The 26,259-nt window shown below is 35.9% G+C and carries 20 protein-coding genes; 10 read left to right on the plus strand and 10 right to left on the minus strand.

Going from position 1 to position 26,259, the window contains the following annotated elements:
* Position 1: 1 nt before the first annotated feature.
* Entirely contained in the window at positions 2-358 is a 357-nt protein-coding gene (locus B1C82_RS20515) for a hypothetical protein (protein ID WP_010514629.1), read from the minus strand.
* 156 nt (positions 359-514) lie between these two features.
* Between B1C82_RS20515 and B1C82_RS19155 the strand changes: the two genes are divergently transcribed.
* Together B1C82_RS19155 and B1C82_RS19160 are read left to right on the plus strand one after the other, a co-directional pair.
* A complete protein-coding gene (locus B1C82_RS19155; RefSeq protein ID WP_008590773.1) occupies positions 515-874 on the plus strand; it encodes a hypothetical protein in 360 nt (119 codons plus the stop codon).
* 10 nt (positions 875-884) lie between these two features.
* The gene (locus tag B1C82_RS19160) at positions 885-1,430 is read left to right on the plus strand and encodes a tyrosine-type recombinase/integrase (protein ID WP_008589841.1); all 546 of its coding nucleotides are present in this window, start codon (positions 885-887) and stop codon (positions 1,428-1,430) included.
* A gap of 57 nt (positions 1,431-1,487) precedes the next feature.
* Here B1C82_RS19160 and B1C82_RS19165 read toward each other — a convergent pair whose 3' ends face one another.
* Both B1C82_RS19165 and B1C82_RS19170 read right to left on the minus strand, forming a co-directional pair.
* Entirely contained in the window at positions 1,488-2,516 is a 1,029-nt protein-coding gene (locus B1C82_RS19165) for a hypothetical protein (RefSeq protein WP_008590964.1), read from the minus strand.
* 468 nt (positions 2,517-2,984) lie between these two features.
* On the minus strand, positions 2,985-4,046 hold the full coding sequence (locus tag B1C82_RS19170) for a hypothetical protein (protein ID WP_008596728.1): 1,062 nt from the start codon (positions 4,044-4,046) through the stop codon (positions 2,985-2,987).
* Positions 4,047-4,683: 637 nt separating this feature from the next.
* Between B1C82_RS19170 and B1C82_RS19175 the strand changes: the two genes are divergently transcribed.
* Complete coding sequence (locus B1C82_RS19175) at positions 4,684-5,790, plus strand: hypothetical protein (protein ID WP_008591729.1); 1,107 nt, start codon at positions 4,684-4,686, stop codon at positions 5,788-5,790.
* A 50-nt stretch (positions 5,791-5,840) separates the two neighbouring features.
* Here B1C82_RS19175 and B1C82_RS19180 read toward each other — a convergent pair whose 3' ends face one another.
* The 5 genes from B1C82_RS19180 to B1C82_RS19200 all read right to left on the minus strand — a co-directional run bounded on the left by B1C82_RS19180 (position 5,841) and on the right by B1C82_RS19200 (position 12,351).
* Positions 5,841-8,126, minus strand: coding sequence for a plasmid replication protein, CyRepA1 family (locus tag B1C82_RS19180; RefSeq protein WP_008590377.1), 2,286 nt, complete (start codon positions 8,124-8,126; stop codon positions 5,841-5,843).
* Between the two features lie 319 nt (positions 8,127-8,445).
* The gene (locus B1C82_RS19185) at positions 8,446-9,219 is read right to left on the minus strand and encodes a DUF932 domain-containing protein (RefSeq protein ID WP_008590676.1); all 774 of its coding nucleotides are present in this window, start codon (positions 9,217-9,219) and stop codon (positions 8,446-8,448) included.
* Between the two features lie 112 nt (positions 9,220-9,331).
* Positions 9,332-10,795 carry a hypothetical protein gene (locus B1C82_RS19190; protein ID WP_008589756.1) on the minus strand — a complete coding sequence of 488 codons (1,464 nt, stop codon included), beginning with the start codon at positions 10,793-10,795 and terminating at the stop codon, positions 9,332-9,334.
* Positions 10,796-10,908: 113 nt separating this feature from the next.
* Entirely contained in the window at positions 10,909-11,901 is a 993-nt protein-coding gene (locus B1C82_RS19195) for a hypothetical protein (protein WP_234008354.1), read from the minus strand.
* Positions 11,902-11,958: 57 nt separating this feature from the next.
* Positions 11,959-12,351: a TIGR04452 family lipoprotein gene (locus B1C82_RS19200; RefSeq protein WP_010514636.1), complete on the minus strand. Its 393-nt coding sequence runs from the start codon at positions 12,349-12,351 to the stop codon at positions 11,959-11,961.
* A 111-nt stretch (positions 12,352-12,462) separates the two neighbouring features.
* Here B1C82_RS19200 and B1C82_RS19205 point away from each other — a divergent pair, with 111 nt between their 5' ends.
* Together B1C82_RS19205 and B1C82_RS19215 are read left to right on the plus strand one after the other, a co-directional pair.
* Positions 12,463-12,768: a helix-turn-helix transcriptional regulator gene (locus tag B1C82_RS19205; protein WP_010514637.1), complete on the plus strand. Its 306-nt coding sequence runs from the start codon at positions 12,463-12,465 to the stop codon at positions 12,766-12,768.
* A 474-nt stretch (positions 12,769-13,242) separates the two neighbouring features.
* The gene (locus tag B1C82_RS19215) at positions 13,243-16,209 is read left to right on the plus strand and encodes an Eco57I restriction-modification methylase domain-containing protein (RefSeq protein WP_008591331.1); all 2,967 of its coding nucleotides are present in this window, start codon (positions 13,243-13,245) and stop codon (positions 16,207-16,209) included.
* Between the two features lie 70 nt (positions 16,210-16,279).
* On the opposite strand, the gene B1C82_RS19220 is transcribed toward B1C82_RS19215, so the two are convergent.
* Entirely contained in the window at positions 16,280-18,484 is a 2,205-nt protein-coding gene (locus tag B1C82_RS19220; protein WP_008590176.1) for an AAA family ATPase, read from the minus strand.
* 117 nt (positions 18,485-18,601) lie between these two features.
* Here B1C82_RS19220 and B1C82_RS19225 point away from each other — a divergent pair, with 117 nt between their 5' ends.
* Positions 18,602-19,936: a transposase gene (locus B1C82_RS19225; RefSeq protein ID WP_086449149.1), complete on the plus strand. Its 1,335-nt coding sequence runs from the start codon at positions 18,602-18,604 to the stop codon at positions 19,934-19,936.
* Here the strand turns inward: B1C82_RS19225 and B1C82_RS19230 are convergent.
* Positions 19,904-20,767, minus strand: a complete 864-nt coding sequence (locus tag B1C82_RS19230) for a flagellar hook-basal body protein (RefSeq protein WP_086449365.1) — start codon at positions 20,765-20,767, stop codon at positions 19,904-19,906. The two genes, B1C82_RS19225 and B1C82_RS19230, sit on opposite strands and share 33 nt — an antisense overlap.
* Before the next feature lie 495 nt (positions 20,768-21,262).
* Between B1C82_RS19230 and B1C82_RS19235 the strand changes: the two genes are divergently transcribed.
* From B1C82_RS19235 to B1C82_RS19250, 4 genes are read left to right on the plus strand one after another with little or no spacing between them, the layout of a single operon-like run.
* The gene (locus tag B1C82_RS19235; protein ID WP_086449150.1) at positions 21,263-22,513 is read left to right on the plus strand and encodes an ATP-grasp domain-containing protein; all 1,251 of its coding nucleotides are present in this window, start codon (positions 21,263-21,265) and stop codon (positions 22,511-22,513) included.
* Complete coding sequence (locus B1C82_RS19240; RefSeq protein ID WP_086449151.1) at positions 22,500-23,138, plus strand: class I SAM-dependent methyltransferase; 639 nt, start codon at positions 22,500-22,502, stop codon at positions 23,136-23,138. The genes B1C82_RS19235 and B1C82_RS19240 overlap by 14 nt, the downstream gene beginning before the upstream one ends.
* Complete coding sequence (locus B1C82_RS19245; protein ID WP_167373775.1) at positions 23,114-24,001, plus strand: class I SAM-dependent methyltransferase; 888 nt, start codon at positions 23,114-23,116, stop codon at positions 23,999-24,001. Before B1C82_RS19240 ends, B1C82_RS19245 begins: the two co-directional genes overlap by 25 nt.
* Positions 23,998-26,250 carry a YhjD/YihY/BrkB family envelope integrity protein gene (locus tag B1C82_RS19250; RefSeq protein ID WP_086449153.1) on the plus strand — a complete coding sequence of 751 codons (2,253 nt, stop codon included), beginning with the start codon at positions 23,998-24,000 and terminating at the stop codon, positions 26,248-26,250. The genes B1C82_RS19245 and B1C82_RS19250 overlap by 4 nt, the downstream gene beginning before the upstream one ends.
* Positions 26,251-26,259: the final 9 nt, after the last annotated feature.

Below are 26,259 nucleotides of genomic sequence, written 5' to 3' on the forward strand. Positions count from 1 at the left end.
CTTAAGTTTCTTTCTTCTTCCTTACCTTCTTCTTCATTCCGCATCCTGGAACTCCGACGCAAGTCCAGAACTTACCATACTTCCCGCCCAAGGCTTCCATTCTAATCTTGCAATTGCAAAAAGGACCGAGTTTAATCTTCTTTCCTTTAGCATCTGTCTTACGAGTGCCAAAGGGAAGCTCCATTTCACTAGTTTTATCTATCAGATAGTATTTGGTGGTGGTTAGCTCATCTCTTTGATAGACTGTAGTTCCACATTTTTTACAAGGAACTTCCACTTTCTGTGGCTGACGACCTCCTTTGTTATCATGGCAGAGATCGAACTCTGCGAGACAATACGGACAAGTTAAATTAGCCATTTCTGATTTCCTCCTAATTTGTTTAATTAGTGGAAACAGTTCCGAAAAGTTTCTAACAGAGTTAGAATTAATAGGCTAATGAGTAACCTTCTTAATCCGCATTCATTTATTCTGAATTAATACAATCTCCTACTAATTCCTTAGGTAAAAAAATCTATGGAATTCAAACATATAACACATATTGAGAACCCTCCTAAAGCAACAGAAGGGAGACTCATAATTTCTAAAAAAGTTAAAGACGAGATCAAAAAAGCCAACGAGAAGAGTAGACCTCCGAAAGATCCCGAAACAATTCTTCAGGATATAATTCACGGAAGTAAGGACGGTATTATCACGACCTTAACTCCGAAGATTAAGCTCTTCTTAGTTCGGTTTTCACCGGTCCATCTCTTTCAAATACCTTTCCAAGTCTTTGTCGCTATATCTTCAACGGATGATTTCGGCCAGCCAGTTACTTACATCCGAACTCTCGACGAAGACGACTCCAAACCCGAAACCGTTTCAATCAAGTCCTAAGGAATCTATCATGTCTATTGAATCAAATGTAATCTACCTATCCTCACTTTATCCTAAGTCCGAACCAAAGGATCAAAACTTCTCACTTACCGAAAATCGACTTTCAGAAAAAACACTTACGAAACTGTATCTTGATTTCTCTGAACCTGAAACAGAAGAAGACTATCGAAATAAGGCTCTCTTCCTTGTAATGCAGGAGTTAGGACTATTGGCTATGGAAATCGTCTCCTTAAAGCTCTCAAACGTGTCTAAAGGCCTCTCTGAGCAATCTTACATCAGTTATATGGGTAAATGTGGAAAAAAGAAATCTTCAGCTATTAGCGAAGCTTCTCTAAACGCTGTAAGGGAGTATCACGAAAAGTTCAGAATCGAATCTGACTATTTCTTTGTAAGCCGTCCGAGAAAAAACCAAAAAGAAAGGAAGAACCTTACAACTAGAGGTTTGCAATTGATTGTAAACTCTTGGAACGCTCGTACTCTTTCTGGAAAACTCATTCACCCTCAAAGCCTAAGAAACACCGTCGGTCAAAGACTATTGACCGGGACCTACCCCTAAATGGTCCCGGCCAACAATCACTCTAATTCCTTATTAACAAAATTGCATTTACTTACTTTAGTTTTTTAACTCAATTTTGAACTCTGGACTAATAAGTTTTTTACCAAGCTTTTCTATTGATTTTAGAATGGAAATGGAAACTCCCTCCTGGTCCACAAGTCCTCTTGTTAAGTAGGTAACAAAACTTCTAAACTCATGTAGATTTCTAAGATTTTGAGAAAATCTATCCACAGAATTAAATGAATTTTCATCAGGCTCATCTTCCTCTAAAAATTCAGCATTGCTCATAGATACTGCACAATTCCAGAGAGAGCCAATGTCTGCTTTGATCTCATCTGTGCATTTAAGCAATCTCAATAAAGGATGAATGTAGCCAAGGCTGCTAAAGAAAGAGACTGCATTATCTCTCATAACTTTCTTTAAAGATCCTTCAGTCAGTGCTTCTAATTTATTTTCACCGACGCTTTGCTTGACACTTTGAACATTTTCTAACACAACACTGAACTCAAATTGATACTCATCAGCAGCAAGACTTTTCCAATGGGATTTGTCAGCAGGAGAAAAAATCTTCAATTTCTGAATAATTCTTCCTCCACTAATGGAGTCTACGCATGCTTCAAACTTTGGATAATCTCCATTGTATTTTCCATATATCCATTTTTGTAATTGGAAAATTTCCTGAGGTTCTCCTTCAATTTTTATAGCTTGTATTAGATGAAGCTTTTCAATTTCCATATTATCAAAGCTCTTAATCAGACATCCCTTTTTCTCACCAAGGTTATAACGCATCATCATCATGATAAATGTCTCGTCATGCTCAGTGTCTGTAGGAAGTGTGAATCCTTTATACAATTGTGCCAATGGATAAGTAACGAAAACTTTTCTGCTTTTGACTTGAACTTCAATTTCAGAATATTTAGGACTTTCCCCTTTCTCAGCAGTTAGGTTATCAGTATCAAGTTTCTCAACGTCTTCTATAGGGAAAGAAAAAGTAATCTTCTCTATCCCAATGTTTACACCATCAGGGCGACAAATCAAGTAGCCATCTACCATCATCCCCTGATCCATTTCTTCAACAAGTTCCATTATAGGAACCTCCTAATAATAATTTTCAAAACGGATCGAAGGAATATTCGAAATTAGGTTTTCCCTTTTTCGTACTTCGAAGTTCCGATTTATTAGTTAGTGGAAAGTTTTCCAAAAACTGTTCTGGGATCATTAGCGAAATGAAAGGTTCAGCTTTCAGATTGGGAGTTGTTTCCAAAGTCCTGCTTAAAACCTTCTTAAAACGATTTTAAAGGCCCTTAGAGATGCTAAAATCTCTCACCGCTCCTTTTTCCCTTTCGAATTCAAAAACCGTTAGGAGATCTTTAATAAGCTTAAGTAAAGCCCTAATTACAGACTGGCAAATCCGGTTGATGAAACCTTAAAGACTAAAAATACTATTCAAAAAGTGATGAAGGGGGAACTGTCATCCCCCTCTACAAGTGTTTTAACTTTGATTAAGAAATAGATCTATTAGTTTTCCCTAATTTTCATAAAACCAACTTTGATTTAATTCAGCAGGCCTATCTCCTCTGCAGGATTAATCAGCTTGTTTTTCAACTCTTTAAGTTTTTCAAGCCTGTCATCTAACATCCAGTCTCCGAGCTTCTGCTTGTTTTGGTAATCTTCCAAGCCATAAGACTTAGGAATCCTTATTACCTCTTGGAAACCTTCAATCATTTCAATAAAAGCTGAGATAACACTACCTTCATACTTCCCTTCCATTGCATAAGGAGTCACATCATCTACAATATTGACCAGCTTCTTAGCTCTTTCAAGATGTTCATTGAAAGCCGGGTAATAGTATGTTTTTATCAAGTTTAAGTTTGCTTCTAAGAAAACACTGACGGAGTAGTCTACGTCATATTCTTCAATAGAAGGGAGGAACTCTTCAAGGAAATACTCAAATATTGCATTTATTGAACTTTCATCAAATTCGAAAAATCCTACAGAAATATCTCCAAACAAATTATTTAGAATTTCCCGATCCTTTATCTCTATCCAAATCAGTAGAGCATCTTCTTCATAGCCAGTTTCAATATCATGGTTAATAGGAGAATTATTCTCAGGACCCAACTCACGCTCAAGATTACTACTGGAAAATTCAATGCGACATTCATCATTCTCAAATCTAATAGTGTTATTTTCTTCTAAATAACTCTTCAAAAACCCAGGAGCATTCAAGACATTAAGTAAATGACGATAGTCTTGATAATTATATTTCAAATAGGTTTTTTTAACCAATGTAACATTCATAACATCTAAGGAATAGATACCTTCAAGCAAATATACGCCTAGGTCTCCCAATGCATCCGTCATCATTTCATCGAAGTAATCTTCTCCATCAAATTCAACACCTGGTAACACATACGGAATACTAATGGCATTCATATTGAATCTAATATGAAGATACTCTTCATCTTTACGAAGATAGATTTTAACAGGATCTATTTCCAACTGATCCTTATACTTTTCAGAAAAATCTACTTCATCAATGTATGCTCTAAGAGTAATCCACTCTATTCCAATAAAATCTCTTTTCTCATTCATTTCATTATGAATATCTGTCATTAAATTCTCCTTATTCAATAAACAGTTTTGAAGAATCATTCATTCGAATCTCCAATAAGTTAAGTATTTACTAATACTGTAACTACTAGTAGGTAAAAGTAATTAGAGTAGTAGTTAGGTAGATAAAAACGTTCCAAGTTTTGTATAATAATAGAAAGTTATACAAAACCTATCAGCAATCCCCAAAGTCCTGGGAAATCGCTTGACGAAGTCACCAAACTCGGAAATCATTAAATCTACCAACCAAGTGCTGAAAAAAGGGCCAGCCAGCCTTAAACCCCTACCTGGCCGACCCTAAGTGTTAAGCTTGTTTTTCTCTTTTTTAGTAACCCCTAATTGATCTGAACTCGGGTCGGCGAATTTGCAAAATTCGGAAACCCTACATATATATTATAACGGGAAGTTTCACCGAAATTTGGGAAATCGGAACTTTTTTCAAAAAAAGTTATCACTTTAAAATAACATTTGTTATATAAGTAATTTATAATTCACTTTTTCTTAATACTCTTCCTGAGAATTCGGAAATTGTTGAGTTACGAGTTAAAAAGTATAAATTCTAGGCGTTTTTGCCTCGAACTCGATTTTACGGAGAAACTGACTTTATAAAAAAATTTGAAAGGAATCCACTAACTCAGAAATGACGAACTACAACTTACAATACATTGAAGACTTCTTGGGGATTGATCGGGTCTGCTTTTTCACTCCTTACGGTAATATTAAACATGGGTCGGGAGCTTGGGGACTAAATACTCCACCAGATCAGAAAGTCGAGACCCCAATAGCCAGATTAGGTAATAGCGGGATAGCCTACCGCCGAATGCAGCATACTGTTAAGCAGGATTTAGTATATTTCTGGTTTTCGTACTCGCGCTTATTCAATGGAATCAATCTTTCCTCTTATACTCCGGTAGGACGACTCTTACCTTTGAACGATTTTATAAGTATCGCTGAGGAAAATGGAATTTCCTTTAAAAGCAGCGATGAAATTCACCTAGCTACAATTGAAATTTTCTCCAATATTCAATTAGAGCATCCATATCCCAAATACTACGGACTCTTTAGAACAATGATTTTGCCTCGGATGAAGCTCTTTAGTTATGCGGATACTGTGTATTTAGGAAACAGGCAGTCGAAGATTAAAACCTACGACAAGACGAACGAAGTATTCAATCGGCATGGTATCGGATTGAATAAGAATTTTGCCCGTATCGAACTAACTATAAAGAGGAAGGCGAAAGTTTCAAAATTAATTTCGAAAGCCATACCTCAAGTAAGCTCTGAAGATGATATGGCAGAGTATTTTGGTTACCCCTACAATTTAATTTTTCAGAAGGTCTACTACGATAACATTGAGAAAGCTTTTAAAAAACTACTTAAATTCGACTTCAAACCAAACTCTGGAAATTTGCGGGACGAATTAGTATCTTACTACAAAAATAAAAAGTCCCCCTCTAAATGGGCGGACAAAGCTCTAAATACTCTCTCTGAGATAAGATCTATTGGATTAGGAAACGTTTTCGCTAAACGATTGGAAGAGATCGAAGCGCAAGCGACAAAGCCTTTTGAAGTTAAAGGAAAGATGCAAAGAGTAAGAAAGGAAATCTTAGACTTATATTCCGATGCTCTTCTCATTGAGCATCAAATTAAATTCGGACCTTCACTTCTCGAAGAACTAAGGCGAAAAATGATTCTTCAGCGGAAGAAAATGCTCATATTCGGCGAAAATATCGAATTAGCATCATAATTTGAAAAAGCTCCAGTCCTTTTAACTGAATCTGGAGCTTTCTTGAACTCTTAGAGTAGCATTAACTTCTTATTGAAAAAATCGGGAAGCTTACCCTTCCAACGGATAAAACATCTTTCAAGAAAAGCTAAGTCTTTTCGCTTAAATTTATAGTGCTCTACACCTTCTATTTTCTTAACCAATAGGGAAGTTCCAAATTTTTTCAAAATACTATTCAGCGTATTTACAAATAATTGGCGATTAGAATGCGTAATTTCAATTCCGAAATATTCTCTTACTTGATCTTTATTGCTGTATAGGATGAATCCAAACTTTGCAATTTCAAGGGCAGTGAAATATTTAAACTTATTTAGCTCCTTAAGAGGCGAATAGATTAAATCATAAAACTGGCTCCTTCCGGGTATGCCTTCTTCTATGAAATTCGCGATCTTTACTGTACTTTTAATATAACCTAGAGCCTCACTTGTATTCATACGGAATATGAAGTATTCTTTAAGGCATTCGTAAAGTTTCTTAGTAGACGAAAACGAGACGCATGCATAGTCAAAGTTTCTTTTGCTATCCCAGCTTCCATCAAACCCAATAATACTTTTGATCTGATAGCTTTTTAAACCTAATGCTTCATTGACCGAAATATTACCTTTAGATTTTAAAGCAAGAGCCTCCTTAAATTGAATCTCTGGTGCTACTATTAGCCCAAAAGATTCCTCTGTTTGTCTTTCTTTTACAAATGTTTGGTCCAACGTAGCTATATGAGAACCATCTATCCGGTTGTCTATTTCCGTAATTATAAAATTACGCTCATAGCAGTACAATTTGAAGAAGTATCCAAGATACTTTCTTGAAATTTCACTCTCCGAAACGACCATCTCCCGAGCAATATCCCATGCTGTAATATCGAAATCCGAAGTTATATCCCCACCAGCTTCCATAAATTGAGTCATTTCAATTTGAACTTTAGCTTTTTCGTTATATGATCTTTTCAAGTCCTCTTTGGTTCTAAACTGTTTTATACCAGGTGGGGCATCATAGTTTTTCGTAAACACATGTAAATTTTCGTATTTCCTAAATCGATTGCATAGTTGAAAGGTCTCCCATACATCGAGAGTTTTGTCTGTATTCGCAATTAGGTACATGTTGTTTGCGAACCAGAACTGAAAATCTACTCCGGAGCCAATTACAGATGTATATAATACCACATCAAAATTACTGATGTCTCGGGCATATAATAACACTTCTTGTTGGAGCTTTCCCTCTTTCGTTTCTTCGTTAATTGTTAATATTTTCTTATCAGGATATTTCTCTCTAATTTTAAATTCAAGGTCCTGCAGAAAGGTCTTTGAATGCCCACATACTGATACTCGGAATCCGTTCTGAATATCTCTTTCTATTTGCGACAAGATCGACTTTAAACTTTTATGGCAAACCAATTGTCGCTTTGAATACTTTGTCTTCCGGTTGAAAAAGTACCTAATATCTTCCTTAGAAGCAATCGACTGAATAAAATGTACAGTGCTCGGTAAAATGTCAGCGGATGAAAAAACTGCATATTTGCAATTCTCGATTAAATTCGAAATTGTATATATTACGTCCCTCCATTGTTTTCGCATTGTTTCCTTAAATATTTGAGCAACAACCTGGTCAACCTCATCAATTATCACGACCGCGTCTCGGAAATATCCCGGATCAATCTTGTGAATCGAATTCACACAAATCGCAATACTATCCCTTACGTTATTTAATCTTTCATCTCCTAATTTGTTGTAATTGCGAATTGGGATACCCCCGTTATTAAACCTGAAACATATTTGATCAATGAGACCTACTCTATGGGCAATATATATGACTTTCTCGCCTTTAAACAAATGACAGAATGCCTCAGTCTTACCAGTCCCATGAGCTGATTGCAGAATATTGACTTTGCTAAGATATCTTGAATCTGACAAATATTCGGATACGTAATTTTTTTCAAAAATGGAAGGCTCATATAATTTGCTTAAGTATACTGGAATTTCTAAACGACCATTAAACTTTTGAAAATTTGGATCTACCCAACCGTATTCTTTTGCTATCTTGAAGAATGTTTTAATTTCCCCGAACTTTCTTGTTCTCAAAATTTCACCTAAATTGAAACTATTGGAACCGGATATCTTCTCTTTCATTAATTTAGCGATATCTTCTGCGCTTAACTTATCCGCCAGGGTGCTTGCTATCGTTCGATATTTTGACCAAAGCCCTTTTTCGTCCGACAAGAGATTCGGAATTTGTTTTAAGGCTGACTGAACTACTCCTATTAATATTTCCTTTTCTCCAATACCATCTGACTGGTTATTCATCTTTACAGATTTCTCCAAATATATTTCTATACATTAACTAAAGTAAAAAACAAGAAACCAGCACACGATTTTCTTATTATATAATCATTAATTAACTTATTTAGATATATCAATGGTTGCACCTTGTTTATAAAATAGTCAAACCAACCTCGAAAAAAAATTAAAATCGGATTAAACTTTTTTTCACAATTTTAGATTTTTTTTATAAATATTCAGGATTTTTCAAAACTTTCAATTATAATAGAGTTTTATAGAAAGAATGAAATTTTGATAAATTTTTTGCATTTTTAAGATTTTTTTTCAAAAACATTGATCCGACTTATATTTTTTTTGCCAACTGCCAGAGATCATTATTGAAAGAGACTAACCTATCAATGCTCGTGAGACTCTTTATTTTTCTTTGACCGACGGAAGGAACTATATATCGACCAAGACCTTTGACAAAAGTTTCCTGGACTCGATTTAGGACCTTCCAAGAATCAAATCCCTGGTCTTCGGTGCGGCGAACTCTTAGGACTGAGTTTTCAATACTTTCCTGGTCTCCAACAAAGTCAGATCCGAAACGAAGATCTACAGCGTTCTTTACGAATAGTTTTACCTTGTCGGGAGAAAGTTCCTTAGCTTTTAGAAATCTAATCTCTTCGACAAAACCATCAAACCCATTCAAAACTTGATTAATCTTAGTTTGAATCGGTTCTCGATTCTTCTTGTAGTGTCGAAAGATTGAATGACCGCCAGTCCCCAGGTTTCGGACCATTAACTGATTACCACAAACGACTCTCATAAAGCCGTAGAATAATTCGAGTGAGTTTGTTTGATCGTGGGAATTACGGATTACTACATTTAGGTTTCCTTCGTCCTCAATTTTGTAGTCATTGTGTTTTAAGATCACAAGGTGCTTCTGAAAACCTCTCCGATCTTCTACCCTGACATTCTTCTCTGAGGCAGTTTGAATCTCCCACCCTTTCTCTTGAAAGAGTGAGATGACATCAGAGGTTTTAATATGCAAATATCTTTCGCTTGTTTGCCCGTAATGGGAATCCGAAAAAACAGATGGAGCTCTTTCTTTCAACTCCTCGTAATTAATACTCATTTGAACTCCTAAGAACTAGGAATTTCATTTTCTTCATTTGTAATATACGAAAGCGTTTTTTCTGAGAAGCCAGTATTTTTAGATTAGTCAAATTGAATTACGAAAGTCTATTTTAAATTTTCTTTTTTGTTCTATCTCGTTGCATCGGACTAACTATTGGCAAAGAATAAAATTTCATTCGAGAACCATTATCCCACGAATAATCTATATATTCTCCTGAATAAAAGAGAAGTTTTAATATAATTCTATTTAACAAAGTTCTAAAAGCCAATGTTCGATTACTTAGTTTTGTATAGTTTTTAGGCTTTAATGATCCATGCACGACAGAATTTCTTTCTCTAATAACCTCCTTTTCGACTATATCGAATTCCAGCCCGATTTCATTTAAAAAGATTAAATTCTTTTCGTTATTAGATAAAGCATTCACTCCTTCTATTTTCGAAATCAATTTGGCTCCAGAAGGAACAGCGCTTAGTCGATCCTTAATTGCACCAAACTCTTGTCCAAGTAGTTCTAAATATTCATCAGGTTCAACATGAAAAGAAAATTTAGAATTTGCTTCATTCTTAAACCAAGCGTTCTTCAAAAGATCAAATGCTGTCGCAAGGGGTTGCATTTGTATATCGAGAGGTAAATAATGAGATTGATTAATAAGCCAAATCGCTTCATGAATCGGCAACGAATCAAATTTTAAAACAAATACCTCTAATAAAGATTCAAATAACTCTTCAATTTTTATTCCGCTCTTATCTATTCTTCTTAATTCGATTGGAATTGGATAGATGTGTATTTTTTCTATAATTTCCTTAAGATTACTTCGAATAGAATTTCTATGCAAGGTCTTCGTCGGCTCAAGATTTTTATCTAAAAAGCTATATCCGTTATTAAGTAATTCTTTCCCGCACAAAAAAGAATAAAGAGAAGCTGTTGCATCTACTACTTTTTGAGGCGGTGGGCTTTCACCATAGAATCGAATAATTGATATTGGAATGGGCGATTTATCATCGCTTATTGAATAACATAATTCAATTCTCCAAATTAAATATTTAAATTGAATATGGTTTCTAGAAAAAGAAGGACCAGAAAAATCCTTTAATCTTATGCTTTTATTTTCGCCAACGCGAATTGTAGTAATCTTTCTAGATTCGATGATCTGAAAGCGATTAAATGGAAAATGGCGATCACCATTTAAATACCAATAATTATAATGATTAGTGACCTCACTCTTGCGACGCCTAAAATTAATTGTAATAACTTCACCGGTGGCTATTACATCGTTACCTTTAAAACTTACCTCCTGAATGTAATAATCTCTAATTACTGCAATAAAGAGGTTTCCACTTGTGAGAGCAAAAATTGAGTTCTTTTTAGATTTTCGATTATCATCAAGGAGGCCGGCAGTAATTCGATTCACATCATCCCGGGATTCAGCGTTACAAGTTAATTTAAATTTTATACGATAATTTTCGTCGTATTCTATTTCAATTTCTCTTACTTCAGTAGGCAATGAACCACCAATTACATTAAGTTTAGCCCCTGGCAATAAATTCTGGTTTAGAAAGCGAGAAGTATCCATGGCCAAAAATCCGCGCAAGAGAATAATAATAAAAGAATTTTCTAAATAATTTGAACAGAAATTTGCACTATAATTTATATCCTGAAGATCCTTTGTAATTAATTAAAGAATACTCACTTCTTAATACCAAATTCATTATTTAAAGAACTGCGAATAATAGGAATACAGGAGGAGAAATTGTAAACACAAGGGGAATAAGAATCTGTTCCGTCAAACTTCTTACATGCAGAATTTACTAGACCTTGAGCAACCAATTCATTGGTATAATTACCTTCATCTGAAATATGATTTATACTCTCACGTAAAATAGAATAATCGAAAGAAGCTTTACACTCTGATTCTTTCTTCTTCATCCAAGCATTGTTGATCCTTTTATATGCACTCGCGGAATAGATCTTTTCGCCTTCAATCCAGGCTGCTGGGATCAAATTGTTATTCTGCAGGTCGGTTACAAAATAGAAATAGGAACTTTGCTCGGATTTATATACAGGACGATCATTCCAGTAATGCTGAACCTCCGCGCTCTTTGTTAGCTTGAACATATCGAGATCAGAGATTGGAACTGTGACTTTTCCATTTTTGAATATATAGCTCTTTGCGAAATTCAATCCTTTATTCACTAAGGTAACTGCGGCAGGAGTATTTTCAATTTTTACAGCACTCTTCGGAGACCTTTCTGTCTCTCTCTTTGTTTCATCATAGGTTTTAAGTCGGTAAATCGGATAAGTAGCCCAATCATAGATAAGTATAGGAAGAGTAAAAATGATTCCAATACCCATGATTGTAAACGGACCTTCAACCAAACATTTGGAATAATTCTTTCTTTCACCGCAAACATCACTATCGAAGTCAGCACCGGTCCTTTGAACATTGTAAGTTCTATCATAAGCTACTTTGTCGAAGTTAGTCTTGTTCTCAGTAAAGGAAAACTGCAGACCGCTTTCGGTTAACTTATACTCAATAGAATATTCGGACTTTGAATCAAAATCCGCATTCCTACTTACTTCTGTCTGTGAAATAAGAGTTCTCTTTTTCTGATAAGGCAAACAACCAAAGATTCCAAAAACAATTACTACTTTAATTAAACCTAATATTATCTTCTGCATTCCAATACCCTCGAAACCTGTCATTCCTCCCAGTTCTTTTTACGAAAGGATTTTTTTCTAATAAATTGGACTAGAAGGTTTTAAATGGCACTGAATCATTGCAATGAAGCCAGGAGATCTAATCAGATACCCCCAGGTCTGAATTTCACTGATACATTTATCCACATCTGATTTGTGATAGTAGTCACCGGAATTGATACCTGCAAGACTCGAAGCTTGAGCATTTAATAGAGCATTACTGGCGGTAAGGACTGAAGGATCATAAGAAGCGGCTACAGCGACGTATGTATTTACTGCATCTTGGATCCTTTGCTTTACTTCAGATCCCTTTAGTCGATCATCAGCTAACCCTGCTTCGTTGAGAAGATTGCAGTCATAAAAGGAAAAACAAAGAAAAAGAGTTAATCGAACGAGAAACCTACTCTTCTTGCAATTTAGACAGTTCGTCATTGAACGCCTCCTAGTTTAAGATCCTAAAATAGATCTGGAGCGAATATAGTTAATTTTATCGCACTTTATATAGTGTGTTTTATAAGTCAAATTGGAATTATTCTTCTATATGTGGATTTCACTACCTTTCGCCGAAAAGTCGGTCTTAGATTAAAGGAATTGCGGATTGAAAGGAACCTTTCTCAGGAAGATCTAGATTCTGGCGATGATGGAATTCCTTATCGAACGATACAGAATATTGAAGCGGGAAGATCTAGTATAAATCTCCGAACAATCTACAAGATTTGTAGAAAGCTAAAGGTCAATGCAATGGAACTGTTTGATTTAGAAAAGCTGAGTAATCATCCACCCAAAAAAAGAGCCCGCAAGAAGACACTATATAAGAAAGTGACTACAAAAAGTAATTTAAATAAGTAAAGTTATCTTACTTGAGGTCACTTAGAATCGGCACCCGATTAACTCAGGAAGATATGGATGAAGGAGATTTGGCTGTTCGTTTCAGAACGATTCAAGAAATATAGAATGGTCGAACTAATCCGAATGTAAATACTTTGTTTCGTATTTCTAAAAGATTAAAAGTTAAACCGAAGGATTTATTTGATTTTTGACTGTTTAAATGAGCAACATTTTGTCATAGTATATCTCATTATAAAGATCTTCTTTTATCTAAATTCCATCAACTCGCCTAAATCAATATAATTGAAAGGCTTATTTAATATTACATCTACGATTTTGATCATCTCAGCTCCTGTTACCATTCTTTTGAATTCATTTTTAAACGCTTCGTATTAACTATTTGCTAAGCAATCGAAATTTCGTTCATTATTAGATTATTCTGTATTTTCAATTGACATTATATTTTTTGAAAGGATTTCATACATACGACTGCCTATGGATTTTAAAAGTAAAATAAGAAAGTTAGTATGGGACTTTGAAAATGAAAATACATGGAAAAGTTCAGAAGAACATATTCAAACTTTATTCACTTCTAGACTTTTAGAGATATTAGGATACAGAGTCGGTAATATTCGAATTAACAAAGGCCAAGAAGTAAAAACTGGTAAAATACCTGATATACTATTACTAAATGATTCAGGGAATACTCTATTAGTTATCGAATCAAAAGATGCCAAAAAAAGTGAATCTTTAGACTCCCGATATAAAAGTAAAACATTCATTGAACAGCTTTTGGGCTACTGTAGAGCTGAAGGAATTCATTGGGGAATATTAACTAATTTTGTAGAATGGCGAATTTATTCAGTCTATCAAAACAGATTATATTTGAATAAGAAATTTGCATTTCATGAACTACTCTGGCCCGGAATAAATAAAGAAGACTATGTCGACCTATTATCGGATGAGGGAATACGTTTCCTCGAACTTATCTCTAAGGATAAACTTGTGCGAAGTAAAGGTCGCATTGATGATGATCCAGTTTATTATCCAAAGCAAGATGAAATTAAAGAAAAATTTTTCCAAGATTTAAAGAAATGGAGAAGTAATATTCGGAATTATATTTCAAAAAACTATTCCCACTCCTTTGAATTGAGTAAAATCGATTTAATGACACAACAAATATTGGATCGGCTTATTTTCATCGATTATTGTGCTGATAACAATATAATTACGCAAGATCGGTTACATGCAATAGTTCATAGTAAAGAAAAGTTATATCAAGAATTAAGAACCATTTTCCTTGATATGGATGAAAAGTTCAATTCTGAGTTATTTTCTCAATCAGATTGCGATCTAATAGAGATAGAAGATAGCGTTCTTAGGCCAGTAATAATTGAACTTTCTAATACAGATTTTAGCAAACTGACCGTTCATGTCTTAGGAGAGGTCTATGAAAACTACCTGGGAGAGCTTCTCCAATCAGGCCGAAAAGGAGAAATTATTGACAAAAAGAAAACACAAATTAAGGGTTCGCATGGAATTTATTACACTCCTGATTTTATTGTAAATTATATAGTTGAAAACACGGTCGGGATAGTATTAAGTAAATGTAAAACTTTGCATGAAATTAGCCAGGTAAAAGTTTTAGACCCCGCATGTGGTTCCGGTTCATTTCTTATTCGCGTATTTGATGAATTTCTAAAACACCATGAAAGGATTAGTCCTATCGGACTATATCATTTTGAAGTTAGAAAGAAAATTCTTCAAAATAATATCTACGGCATAGACCTGGACGAAAGGGCTGTCGAAATCGCAAAATTAAATTTATTAGTAAAAGCGTTAGAAGGAAGTGCAAGAACTTCATTGACCGGAAGAAAACTTTTGCCAAACCTTAAGCTAAACATTCGCTGCGGAAACAGCCTAATCTTCGGAGAAGGCAATAGCTCGCAAATGGAATTGTTTCGAAATCAACATTTTCGAGATCTTGCCGAACTAACGAAACTCACTGAGCAATACCATCATGAAAAATACGATGATAGTGAGAAGGAAAAACTGTATAGTCAGATTCAAATAATTGAAGATACAGTGAATCGTAAGTTAAACAAAAATCTATTTAACTATTTTGAAAACCCAGATAACGTTAGACCGATGAATTACTCTGTGCTATTTCCACAGGTAAAAGCTGCTGGAGGATTTGATTGCATTGTGGGAAATCCTCCATATTTAAGCTACTACGCCCGATTTAAACAAGAAATGTTAAAAAAGGAAGAAATCTATTATAAAGAACATTATGAATTCATATCAGAATCCAATCGAATTATTGATAAAAATCAAATTAAAGGAAAATTCAATACGGTAATGTTCTTCTTTGAAAGATCGATTCACCTTTTGAAAGACAGAGGATTATGCTCATTTATCGTTGATTTAAATATTATCAAAGAGCCTTACAAAGATATTCGTCAATATTTAGTGAATACAGCTTCAATTAGTGAAATAGTTACTGATATTGAAGGGTGGGGAGAAGTCGGATCTGGCCAAATAATTATCAATTATCAAAAGGGGTTAAATAGTAATAAAAAAATTAGAATTAAAAAAACTCTACTTGATAAAAGCCCAAGATATGAACAGCAATCGAGTTTTATTTCATTCTTTACCGACTTTAACAATCGAAAGAGTAAGAAAGACTCATTAGAATCAATAATTAAGAAAATTGAAAATAATTCCAAAAAGCTAAGCGAGATTTTTCCAAATAAATTAATTCGTACGTCTATAAATTTCGCGGGGAAAAAATCCACATTTCTGACCACACGAAATGCAAATGACGCAAAACCTCTTGCTGAAGGCGGCGACTCGATTACGCACAAATATTGCATACCTCAAATTAATTCGTATATAAAATATGATAAAAATATAATTCATTCCATTAATAAAAGTAATAATAAGAAGGAAATTGCGAAACAAAACAAACAGGGTAAGGTTGGCGGCCTTGGTGATATTTCAGTCTTCCTGAATCCAAAGATAATAGTTCGTCAGGCTGGAGAGTCTATAGTGGCAACTTTCTATGAAAAAGAACTTTATTTAGATTATAGTCTGTTTTCCATTTCAAAAGGAGACGGACCAAATTTTAAAAGCGTAGATTTAAAAGAAGTATTAGCTATATTAAATTCTAAATTAATATCATTCTATGCTTGGAATAAAAATATTATTGAACACGGTAAAGGAGGGACTCCACAGATTCGAATAAAGGGCCTAAGGAATATTCCGTATCCAAATTTAACGAAAGAGGCCTCGGTAGCTCTAAGTCAATTAACAGATTCCATTTTAAAACTCAACAAAGACACAAACACATTGCAGAATAATAAAATTCGCATACAATCACTTTCTAGAGAAATAGATCAAATTGTTTATCAAATTTACGGACTGACCGAAAGCGAAATTAATATTATTGAAAATTCGAAATAAATTTTTCAAGTTTCATTTTAGTTAGCATTATGTACCTATCGTATGCGCTCTTAGCTTATTTAGCCTAAGCTTAATTACTATCATTGCCCATCATCATATTATAGTGGGCTTCGTGTCCAGACCTGTTAAAAATTTCGCGAAAAACTTGTAGATAATTCTCAATCTGGATATCGTCAATTGCTACATAAAGATCGTCCTGTGCAAAATGAGATCCATCATGAACCCAAGAAAAAAGCGACTTGCAAATCAGTTTATCCCGACCTTCAAACATATCACATATTCGATCAGGATCTATACCTCCCAATATCTTAAAATAGTTTTCTAAAATTCTTCGTAAAGTATTCTGAATTGTAAGATTCGATCTACTCGGATTTCGTATCTCAGACCATAGCAATTCATAAGATGTTTTTATCGGATTGCTTGTATGTTTTTGAAGTTTTTGAGTATTTTCTAGTTTTCTAATGATCCAAAAGGATTCATCATTTACTCCTCGAGTTCGTCTCTTAGGATTAAAAGCTACCTCCTTTTGAAAATAGACATTATGAGTAAGGACAAATATCTGCTTAATAATTCCAGCTTCCGATCTCACCTCTTCAAATAATTTCTTAATCAATGAGCTAACAATAAAAAGAACTTCACTATCTAAACTTGAAATAGGATCATCGAATACGACAATACGATCCGTTATCATGCCACTTTCCGATTCACTACCTTTTAACAAATAATAAAAGTACAAAAAGCATACAAATGTCTTCTCGCCTTCACTGAGCGTATCTTTCGCATTTGCGCCATTCGATCGGATCAATTTATAGAAATTACCGGCATCTGACTTATCGAGCTTGAAATTTTGAAAACCAAATTTCAAAAGCAAATCGTTAATTCCGTCAATAGTTGGCTGAATAGTAGTCATCCTCATTTCTAAGTCACGCAATTGCTGAGATTTAGTTCCAATCTCTCTATCATTTTCATGAATCTTATCTTGAATATTTGAAATGGCCTTTTGAAGTTCATGCTTTTTCTTTTTATAAGAATCAAGAATATCCTTTAACTCAGAAAGAACTAAACACCAAACTTCTCCGATAAGTTTATCTTTTTCTATTGAAATATTTGCAATGACTTGATTGTAATTATTAATTTCCAAATTCACTGTTGAAATTAAAGTATTGAAAACTTCCAAAATACTCTCGAGAGGCTCTAACACTACAATCTGACTAGGTTCCTTAACTTTCTCAGTGATCCTCTGATTATTTATGACTATTTTTGTATTTAATAAATCACTTTGAAATTTCAATTTCTCGAGATCCAAAAAACGAGATGGGTTAGCGATAATTTGATTGATTGACTGTTGTAAAAGGTCTGCATCAGCAGAGTAACGGAAAGCTAAATCTTGAATTCCTTTGGTATCTTTAATAAAAGTTTCGTCAAAGTATTCAGTCAAACTTTTAGTAAATGACTCTTCTGTAGTCCGTTGACAAAAGGGGCAAACACTATTATTAAGTTCGAAATAATTAAGGCCAGCTCGAACCCAATCACTATTCCCTAACTTTTTAATCATTGCTGCTATATCTACATCATCCTTACCTATGATACGTTTTGATAAGATGGCATTGCTTTCGTGCTTTACAAGAGAATTTCCGTCGATCTCAATAACCTTGTCTTCCGGTAGAGACTCTTCACTGAAAACATTTTCCGCTTTCTTTAGCAATTCACTTAGATCAAGAAGAGTTGATTTATTAGATGAATCTTCAATTAAAACTTTATCGCGAAATCTATCTGCAGAATTTCGATATCCTATAAATGCGGTACCAAACGAATCATCATACTTTTTCTTCATTTCCCAACAATCATCTTTAAATTTGGATTCAATGATCGTCATGTCTTTAATCATTCCATTGGAATCTTCATTTCCATTCAATTCTTCGGAAAGTCTTATATTCTTTCTTCTTAATGTATCAATCTCACCTTTCTTATTTTCTATCTGAGATAAAACTTCTGCCTGTTCTTCACCTAGAGTAAAAACCCCTTTCATTTCACTCAATTGAACGAAATTACGATCAACAAAATCGGAATTATAGACCATAGGCTGAAGCTTTGTTCCTGCCTTCCATAATACTGAGCAAGATCCATATTCTTCTTCATTAGCAATAATACGACTTATCGTTGTTTTTCCCGAACCATTAGAGCCAAAAATAAAATTAATTCTAGAAAGACTGCTAAGTTCCTCAGGTGTGGAACCAAAAGCCGCAACGTCGGAAATTCTAATCAACTCAATCATAGCACCCTACTGTTATTTGCACTTTATCGAAATAACTTTTTCAATATCCATTTTTTTTACTTTCTTTTTCTATGTGTCTACCGTTTTGCTTCCTTAAAAAACAAAAAAGTAATACTCATGCAAGCAGCCTTAAAATACACGGAAATCAACTCTCGCAGACAATCCTTCACTCCTACTCGACCTTGGATTGAATTCGGAATATTTAATACACGTAATCCGAACCGAGGACCACCTTTCCTCCAATCCAGAACCGCCCCTTCCATTAGAAATACCGAAAATATAAACCTCTTCCCAACACCCCTACCTAAACACTACAACCCAGCACTAAACACTGATTACTTCACGGAAATAACCAAGAAGATACTTAATGACTTCTACCCAAAACACTGTCCTACTCCTGAATGTAACAATAGAATCTTAGATAAGGAAATCTCAACAAGACCAGATCTAATTAGATGTCCTCAATGTAGATATCTAACATCAAGACTAAGTTACACTCCCCTTCATCATTTCAAACTTCCAATATGGATGTTCGGATATATCCTTTATGAATCACTAATACAATACCCAAAGGTAGTAACAGCAACAGAACTAAGTAAGAGGCTAAGAATAGGATATAATGCAGCCAGCTTACTAAAGAGAAGATTCCAACTCTTTGCATCAAACCAATTACCAAAGTATAAGAAGCTAACCTACGAGGCTCTAAATGATCAGTTCAAGGACTTCCTACTCCCTCCAAATGAGAATAGAGACATTACTAAGATCATGGCAAAGAAGCCTTATACTTGCGTAGACACTGTTGTATTATATTCAGCAGGTGAAAGAGCGAGCCAAGGTAGGAAACGTTACAGACATAGTGGACAAACCGCTTCTATATACCTTTCAGAGAAATTAGGAGGGAGACAAGTCGGAACTCTCGTCCAAACTATAGCAATAAAACAAGGACCAGTATTCTTCTCATCAGTATCTAATCAGAAAGCGGATACGCTTGGACCTCTAATCAAAGAACATCTCCCTACTTGCACTCCCCTTTTTACAGACCAAGGATACCCATGGCTTTGGGGAATATACAAGAACCACAGATCAGTAAATCACTCTGCAAGATCAAAGGACAATAGATTCAGATTCGCTCGAAATCGTTGGTCGAAGAATGGAGTCCACAATCAAGTAGCAGAAGGAAACCATAGAGTTTTAAAAACTGCTTTTGCTGCTTACGGATATATCAAGCCTAAATATTCCCAAATGTATCTGAATGAGTTTAGCTTCATTAAGAATGCTAACGTATTCGGACTGGATGTGCTGGTTGAATGTGATGGTGATGATGCCAACGAAGGAATGAGGTGTAGAGATAGGGATGCTTTTGCTGTCAATCCGAGAGCCGGGATGAAGGAGGCGGTTCGGATTGAGAGGAAAGGATGTTTATCTCAAAACATCATTCAGAAGTTTCCCTAACATCTGATCTTGAGTCTGAACAGTCTTCTGATTCGCTTCATAAGAGCGGTTTACTTCAATCATCTCTACCATTTCAGTGACAACACTAACATTAGAAGCTTCTAAATAACCTTGGAGAAGATTCGGTTCTTCTTCCAAAAGAAAAGGTCTTGGTTCGCCTGATTCAGGAGTATCATTATAGAATGAGTCCCCTTCTTTATCCAAGTGACGAGGATTTTCTACGGTGCGGATCTTGATACGATCCAAAAGAACAGGAGTTTCGAATCTATTCTTATCTGCACCGACAGAATTGCGAGGGTCATTACCGATCTCTCCGTTGATCCAAATTTCACCGTTCTCTTTGACCAAAAAATTGCCTCGAGCAACTTTAATTGGACCATTCTCACCCATTAAAGGAAAACCCTGAGGAGTCACCAAGTAACCATTCGTATCCAAAACAAATGCGCCTGAGCGAGAAAGTCTTTCTCCTCTATTAGTCAATACGCTAAAAAATGCAGGATGTTCAGTGCCAGGTCTGTCTTGCAGCATCATATCGAAAGGATTATCAGTCTTCTTCACAGCACCTTGTTCGAATCTTGTATAAATTTCATTTACCTCGGCACCTAATCCGAGTTTGCCGACCACGGGAGCAGTATCGAACGAGCCCATCGGCACTTTGCCCACACCATCCTCGCTGAATCTATGGATCAAAAGTTCAGGAAAAGTTTTGAACAACGTTGTGTCCCTTTTGAAAGCGGTTTTGTCAACGTTTGCAAGGTTGTTGGAGATCACGTCCATTCGTGTCTGCTGCACGATCATCCCATTGGATCCAGTGTACATTCCTCTTAACATTCTGCTTTCTCCTGCTCTTTTTAAGGATCGGAGTTTTTCAAAAATCCCATTACGCTTTTGAAGACATAAAAAGAAAAAATAAGAAGGAGTTCCTACCCATTTCAAAAATCGAATGAGTGATTTGGCCGCCTCCCTCCCTTACGGCCGGGACCGGGCTGCTACGGATTCGGCGAGTCCGCCTCATCCCACCTGCGGTGGGACAAGTCCTGCGCATCCCTGGCGGATCCTGATTCGGAAAATTCGAATAAAAATCAAGACGTCAACGGAATCCAGAATCTACATTCCATCCCAAACCATGGAAACCAAACTTGATAACTTGAAAATTTTCTGATATAGAGCAAAGGCAGAACCTCCCACGGGCCCTCCTCCACCACCCAAACCAGGGCGGGGGCCGCCCTTCAACACCATGTGGGAGTTCCTACAAAGACCTTGGATTTTGTCTCATTCCTAAAAAACCTTTGACATCCCTTGTTCTGAAGGCTATTTATCCAGAGGATGAAGAAAAAAGGGTATTTTCTCTCCTTAGGAGCTGGTAAAAACCAGGTACCCTTAATCTCTGCTGCAAGAGCCCTAGGCTTAGAAGTAGCAGCAGTAGACAAAAATGATAAGGCCCCAGGCTTCGCATTGGCAAGCATGCGGATCATAGAGTCCACCTTCGAATACAGAAGGATCTTAAGAGCAGTCGCCGAAAATCCATTGCCAACCCCAATCATCGGAGTTGGAACAAGATCCTTCGGCAAAGCAACGTATAGCACAGCCTATCTTGCAGAAAAATTAAAACTCAAGTATGCAAGCACAGAATCAGTATTAAAATTTTCTGATAAACAAATTTTAAAAGAGACTCTTGCCCCGAAAGGGATCAGGGTTCCGAGAGAAATCCCAGCTTCCGAGATCAAAGCTAAATCTAAATCTTTTTCTTATCCTTGGATCTTAAAACCAAGCCAAGGTAGCGGCAAATCTGGGATTCAGCTCGTTGAATCAGATTCAGATCTAAAGTCAGTTTCGAATATAATATCGCCTAAAAAACAATCCAAAGCAAAAGTTACAGCTAACTCTCCTCACCCGGAGACCTGGCTTTTAGAAGAGTATATTCCTGGTCCTGAATATACTGTTTTGGGATTGGTAGAAGGTTCTGAATTTCATTTAGTAAATATCTCCTTAAAGGAAACTTCTTCTTTTCCGCCCTTTTTGGAAGCAGCTCATCGTTTACCCTTTCCTAAATCGGAATTGGAAGGTGAGATCAAGATGTTATGTAGAGCAATTGTAAAAGCAACCGGCTTGAAAAATTGTCCCTTTGTGGCTGAATTCAGATCGGATGAAAATGGGGATCTTGTTTTGATCGAAGCCGCTCCCGAAGTGGGTGGTGAATACTTGGCAGACGTTCTTGTACCAGGTTATTCAGGTTATGATTATTTCACGAACCTAGTAAAACTTTTAGTAGGGGAACCGATTACCCCTCCCCCTTCTAGTTTAGAAATTCCTAAAAAACTAAAATCTCAAGTTCGTTTTGATATTCCACCCAGAGGTGTTTCTGTTCTCAAATCCTGGGAGGACTTTCCTACAAATTATGGTGAAACCATTCTTTTAAATCAGAATTTAAAAGAGCCAGGTTCTAAATTGGATACTTCTCTTGGAAATGAAACAAGAACGAGAGTTCTTTGTCTGAAATCAAAGGCGTCTTCCTCGGAAGAAGAATGGAATGGTTCCGTTAAAAATCGTTTGAAGGCGGAATATGAAGCCCGCTGATCATCCTTCCAAAGAAGCTTGGGAAACTCATTATACAAGACCTAAAGCAAAACTTTCTTATCCGGATGAGAACTTAGTTCGGATGATCTCTAAATTTCCATCTTCTTCTTCTACTTCTCCCAAAGCTTTAGATTTTGGGACCGGTTCTGGAAGACATTGTGTTCTTTTGAAAGATTTCGGTTATGAAGTATATGCAGCAGATTACAGTGAGAATTCCATTCAATCCGTTAAAGAATCTTATCCTTGGGCTAAAACTTTTCTTTTAAATTCTCCTCCTTATCCATTTTCGGATGAAGAATTTGATCTTATCGTAAGTTGGGGAGTCCTACATTACAACTCACCAGATCTCGCAAAATCAATGTTAGATGATACCTTTCGTATTTTAAAAAAAGGTGGTTATCTTGCAGCTTCCGTAAGGGCAGAAGGCGATACTCATCTTAAAGCAGAAAAAGGCAAAATAGGAACTGCAGATCTCGCTGGTGGCGCAACCTGGTTTTATTCTAAAGAAGATGTGCAAAGTCTTCTTCAAATTTTCTCTTCTTTTGAGCTTGGTTATACGGAGAGGACACCATTAGGAAAATTGGATGAGAGGATTTGTCATTGGATCTTTCTCGCCCAAAAGTAATCCAAGAAGAATGTCCCTTAAATGGGGACTGCAATTGGGAACCTTTATACAGATCTGAATTCGGCAATTTCGATCTTTCCATCCAATCTTGCAAAACTTGTGGGTTCCAGGCTCAATTTCCAAGACCAGAACCTGAGTCATTATACACAGAAGAATATTATACAGGCGATAAAGGATTTACTTATAGAGACGAAAGGCAGACTGAAAAATTCGACCGATATGTTTGGTTTGCTCGTTTAAAAAATATTTCCAAGTTCAAATCTTCAGGGAATTTCTTGGACATAGGTTGTTCCTTTGGTGGTTTTTTAGAATGTGCTAAAGAGAAAGGATTCACTCCCTTTGGTGTGGAAATTTCCCCCTTTTCCGCCAAACAAGCGGAAGCGAGAGGTTTCAAAGTTTGGCAGGGCCAATTCTTAGACGCAGATCTTCCCGAAAATTTTTTCGATGTCATAACACTCATAGAAGTGATAGAACATTTAGAAAATCCAAAAGAAGTATTTAATAAACTTGCAAAGGTCCTAAAACCTGGCGGATTACTTCTCATACAAACTGCAAATTTTGATGCCTGGCAGGCAATGGAAGCAGGCAAAAATTATCACTATTATTTACCTGGCCATGTGTATTATTATTCTGCAAAAATTCTCCGGAAAATTCTTGCCATAAGGGGATTCGAAAGACAGATTACCTACCTCGGAGTGGACTTCCCCCTTTCGGCCAAACTTTTAAAATCGAGGGGAAGTTTTTCAAGCTGGAAGGATTATTTAAAATGGTTTAGGATCACTTTTTACCATTTCAAAAGTAAACTTTCAAAAAAAGGAATACCGCTCACTTCTTCTATGGTGCATTACGCGATTAAGAAATGAATTCTCATCCGAATACAAAGTACAGTAGATTTTTCGATTATATTCCAGACGCAGGTTTAGGCAGAAAAATAAACTTCACAGTTCGAGTTTTAGCAGCCTCTGCCTACCGCTTTGCCAAAGACGAATGTCTCATCAAGGCTTCCGGTATTTCTTATACTACGATCGTTTCTTTAATTCCAATGCTTGTAGTAGCTCTTTCTCTTTTAACAATCACTTCCGGATTGGATAATCGAAAAGAAGAAATATTCGATAAAATTAATGCGTTTTTCCTCGTAAGCAATATCAACTTGGATATTAATCCTTACTTGGACACTTTAGGAGAATTGATTGATGCAGCCAGACAAATCGGCGCAATCGGCTTTATTCTTTTAGTATTCTCTGCAACCACTGTACTAAGATCTTTAGAAAACTCGTTTAACTCTATATGGAGAATCGAAGAAAAAAGATCCGTTCTACAAGAATTCGTATTTTACTTTTTTGTTCTTTCTATCGGACCTTTACTCCTAGTGATCGGGGACAATCTGGCTAAAAAGGTAACTGATGTATTTCGCCCTCCTCATTATCTAAGCATGGACAAGGATCCAGAAAATCATGTTTGGATTTCAGGTGAAAATGGCACACTATTTCGAATGGATTCCGGTCTCAAACAAGACTATTATCTGGATGAGAAGGACATCGATCTAAAGAATATCCGTTGTTTAGATTCTTTCGGAGTCAGAGTAGATTTTTGTGAAAAACCCGATATCTCTAAAGAGAATTTCGTAAGAGTTTCCATAAAAGACGGAAAAGTGTATGTACTTTCCGAAAAAGGTTTATTTCTATCTAAACCTGTCGAAGGCTCCGTATGGAATGCCATCTATTTCGATAATTCTAATTTTAAAGATTTCGAATATATAAATGAGGGAAATTTTTATCTCATCTTCTCCAATGGAGAAGTCCTACATTTTTTCACCCAAGGGAGAAGCTACAAACCAGTATTCACAAATCTATTGAAGATCCGTGCAAATCGAGTTTATTTCCCGGAACCATACCTGGGCTATATCGTAGATGAAGACGGAAATGTCTGGAAAAGCGAAGATGGTGGCTATACTTGGAACGCTACTAAGATCACCGGTCACGGCCTAAAAGATATTCATCGGATCAGGCCTGGAGAATTTTTTGTCACTGGAGAAAGAGGTTCCGTTTTCAAAACGGAAGATGGGGGTTATTCCTGGAAAAATCTCAGTCACAAAAGATATACATTTACTAAAGTTTGGTCCATCGAAAACGAAGAATCGGCTGATATCTTTCTTTTAGATGCACTCGGCAATATTTTAGTTTCTATAGACGGTGGAGAACATTGGAATACTTTTTATATTCCTGCCAAAGGAAAAGTTTTCGCTTCCGGCTTATTGGACAGAAGCGAGAATGGAAGATTCAGATTATTGAATATAGGAGAATATAAAAAGATCAGTCTCTCCGAATATAAAGACGTTAAATATGAGACAATCATCCTTCAAGGAGGAGAGTCACTATTCTCACCTTATAATATTCTAAAATTCTTCTTTCCTTTAATAGGGATCTGGCTCTTTTTCTTAGCATTATTCACTTTGATCCCAAATACAAAAGTTCCAATCAGAGCATCTGCATGGGGAGCGGGTTTTACAAGCGTGATCTTCTTGGTCTTCCTATATGGATTTCAAGTATATATCACTTCCTTTTCGGAAACCACAATGATTGTCTATAAGGCACTCGCCTCCATTCCTATCTTTTTAATTGGAGTGTATTCATTATCATTGATCGTTCTATTCGGTGCAGAAGTAACCGCATGCGTGCAATATCCGGAAAGATATTACGCACCTTTCCAATTGATAGAAGAACATCATACTGCATTTAGTTATGAATTCAGAAAATTGATCGGAGTTTTAAAAGCAGTCTACTCCGTTCAAAAAGAAAGTAAGATTGCTCCTCGAAATGCTGATCTTGCAATCAAATCAGGGCTTCATGCAGAAGAGATCCCTAGATTGACTAAAACATTATCAGAAGCAGGACTTTTAGTAGAAACAAATGAGGGTGGAGCTTGGTTGCCAGTGGTTTCCGGAGAAGATTTGACTCTGGGAGATTTTTATCGCAGGATACCGGAACCCCTTTTAAAAGAAGATCCTTCTTTTCATGTTTATCCTGATAAGGTTCGGGAAAAAATGGATAAGGCCGAAACCTCTTTGCAAAAAGATCTGGATGCAATTAGCTTTAGGGATCTAATCGATTGAAATTTCGGA

The sequence above is a fragment of the Leptospira venezuelensis genome, assembly GCF_002150035.1.
Lineage (GTDB): Bacteria > Spirochaetota > Leptospiria > Leptospirales > Leptospiraceae > Leptospira_B > Leptospira_B venezuelensis.

Excerpts from the sequence above, each read along its gene's own strand:
- B1C82_RS20515 (WP_010514629.1), bottom strand. The coding sequence starts at position 358 with ATGGCTAATTTAACTTGTCCGTATTGTCTCGCAGAGTTCGATCTCTGC.
- B1C82_RS19155 (WP_008590773.1), top strand. The coding sequence starts at position 515 with ATGGAATTCAAACATATAACACATATTGAGAACCCTCCTAAAGCAACA.
- B1C82_RS19160 (WP_008589841.1), top strand. The coding sequence starts at position 885 with ATGTCTATTGAATCAAATGTAATCTACCTATCCTCACTTTATCCTAAG.
- B1C82_RS19165 (WP_008590964.1), bottom strand. The coding sequence starts at position 2,516 with ATGGAACTTGTTGAAGAAATGGATCAGGGGATGATGGTAGATGGCTAC.
- B1C82_RS19170 (WP_008596728.1), bottom strand. The coding sequence starts at position 4,046 with ATGACAGATATTCATAATGAAATGAATGAGAAAAGAGATTTTATTGGA.
- B1C82_RS19175 (WP_008591729.1), top strand. The coding sequence starts at position 4,684 with ATGACGAACTACAACTTACAATACATTGAAGACTTCTTGGGGATTGAT.
- B1C82_RS19180 (WP_008590377.1), bottom strand. The coding sequence starts at position 8,126 with ATGAATAACCAGTCAGATGGTATTGGAGAAAAGGAAATATTAATAGGA.
- B1C82_RS19185 (WP_008590676.1), bottom strand. The coding sequence starts at position 9,219 with ATGAGTATTAATTACGAGGAGTTGAAAGAAAGAGCTCCATCTGTTTTT.
- B1C82_RS19190 (WP_008589756.1), bottom strand. The coding sequence starts at position 10,795 with ATGGATACTTCTCGCTTTCTAAACCAGAATTTATTGCCAGGGGCTAAA.
- B1C82_RS19195 (WP_234008354.1), bottom strand. The coding sequence starts at position 11,901 with ATGCAGAAGATAATATTAGGTTTAATTAAAGTAGTAATTGTTTTTGGA.
- B1C82_RS19200 (WP_010514636.1), bottom strand. The coding sequence starts at position 12,351 with ATGACGAACTGTCTAAATTGCAAGAAGAGTAGGTTTCTCGTTCGATTA.
- B1C82_RS19215 (WP_008591331.1), top strand. The coding sequence starts at position 13,243 with ATGGATTTTAAAAGTAAAATAAGAAAGTTAGTATGGGACTTTGAAAAT.
- B1C82_RS19220 (WP_008590176.1), bottom strand. The coding sequence starts at position 18,484 with ATGATTGAGTTGATTAGAATTTCCGACGTTGCGGCTTTTGGTTCCACA.
- B1C82_RS19225 (WP_086449149.1), top strand. The coding sequence starts at position 18,602 with ATGCAAGCAGCCTTAAAATACACGGAAATCAACTCTCGCAGACAATCC.
- B1C82_RS19230 (WP_086449365.1), bottom strand. The coding sequence starts at position 20,767 with ATGTTAAGAGGAATGTACACTGGATCCAATGGGATGATCGTGCAGCAG.
- B1C82_RS19235 (WP_086449150.1), top strand. The coding sequence starts at position 21,263 with ATGAAGAAAAAAGGGTATTTTCTCTCCTTAGGAGCTGGTAAAAACCAG.
- B1C82_RS19240 (WP_086449151.1), top strand. The coding sequence starts at position 22,500 with ATGAAGCCCGCTGATCATCCTTCCAAAGAAGCTTGGGAAACTCATTAT.
- B1C82_RS19250 (WP_086449153.1), top strand. The coding sequence starts at position 23,998 with ATGAATTCTCATCCGAATACAAAGTACAGTAGATTTTTCGATTATATT.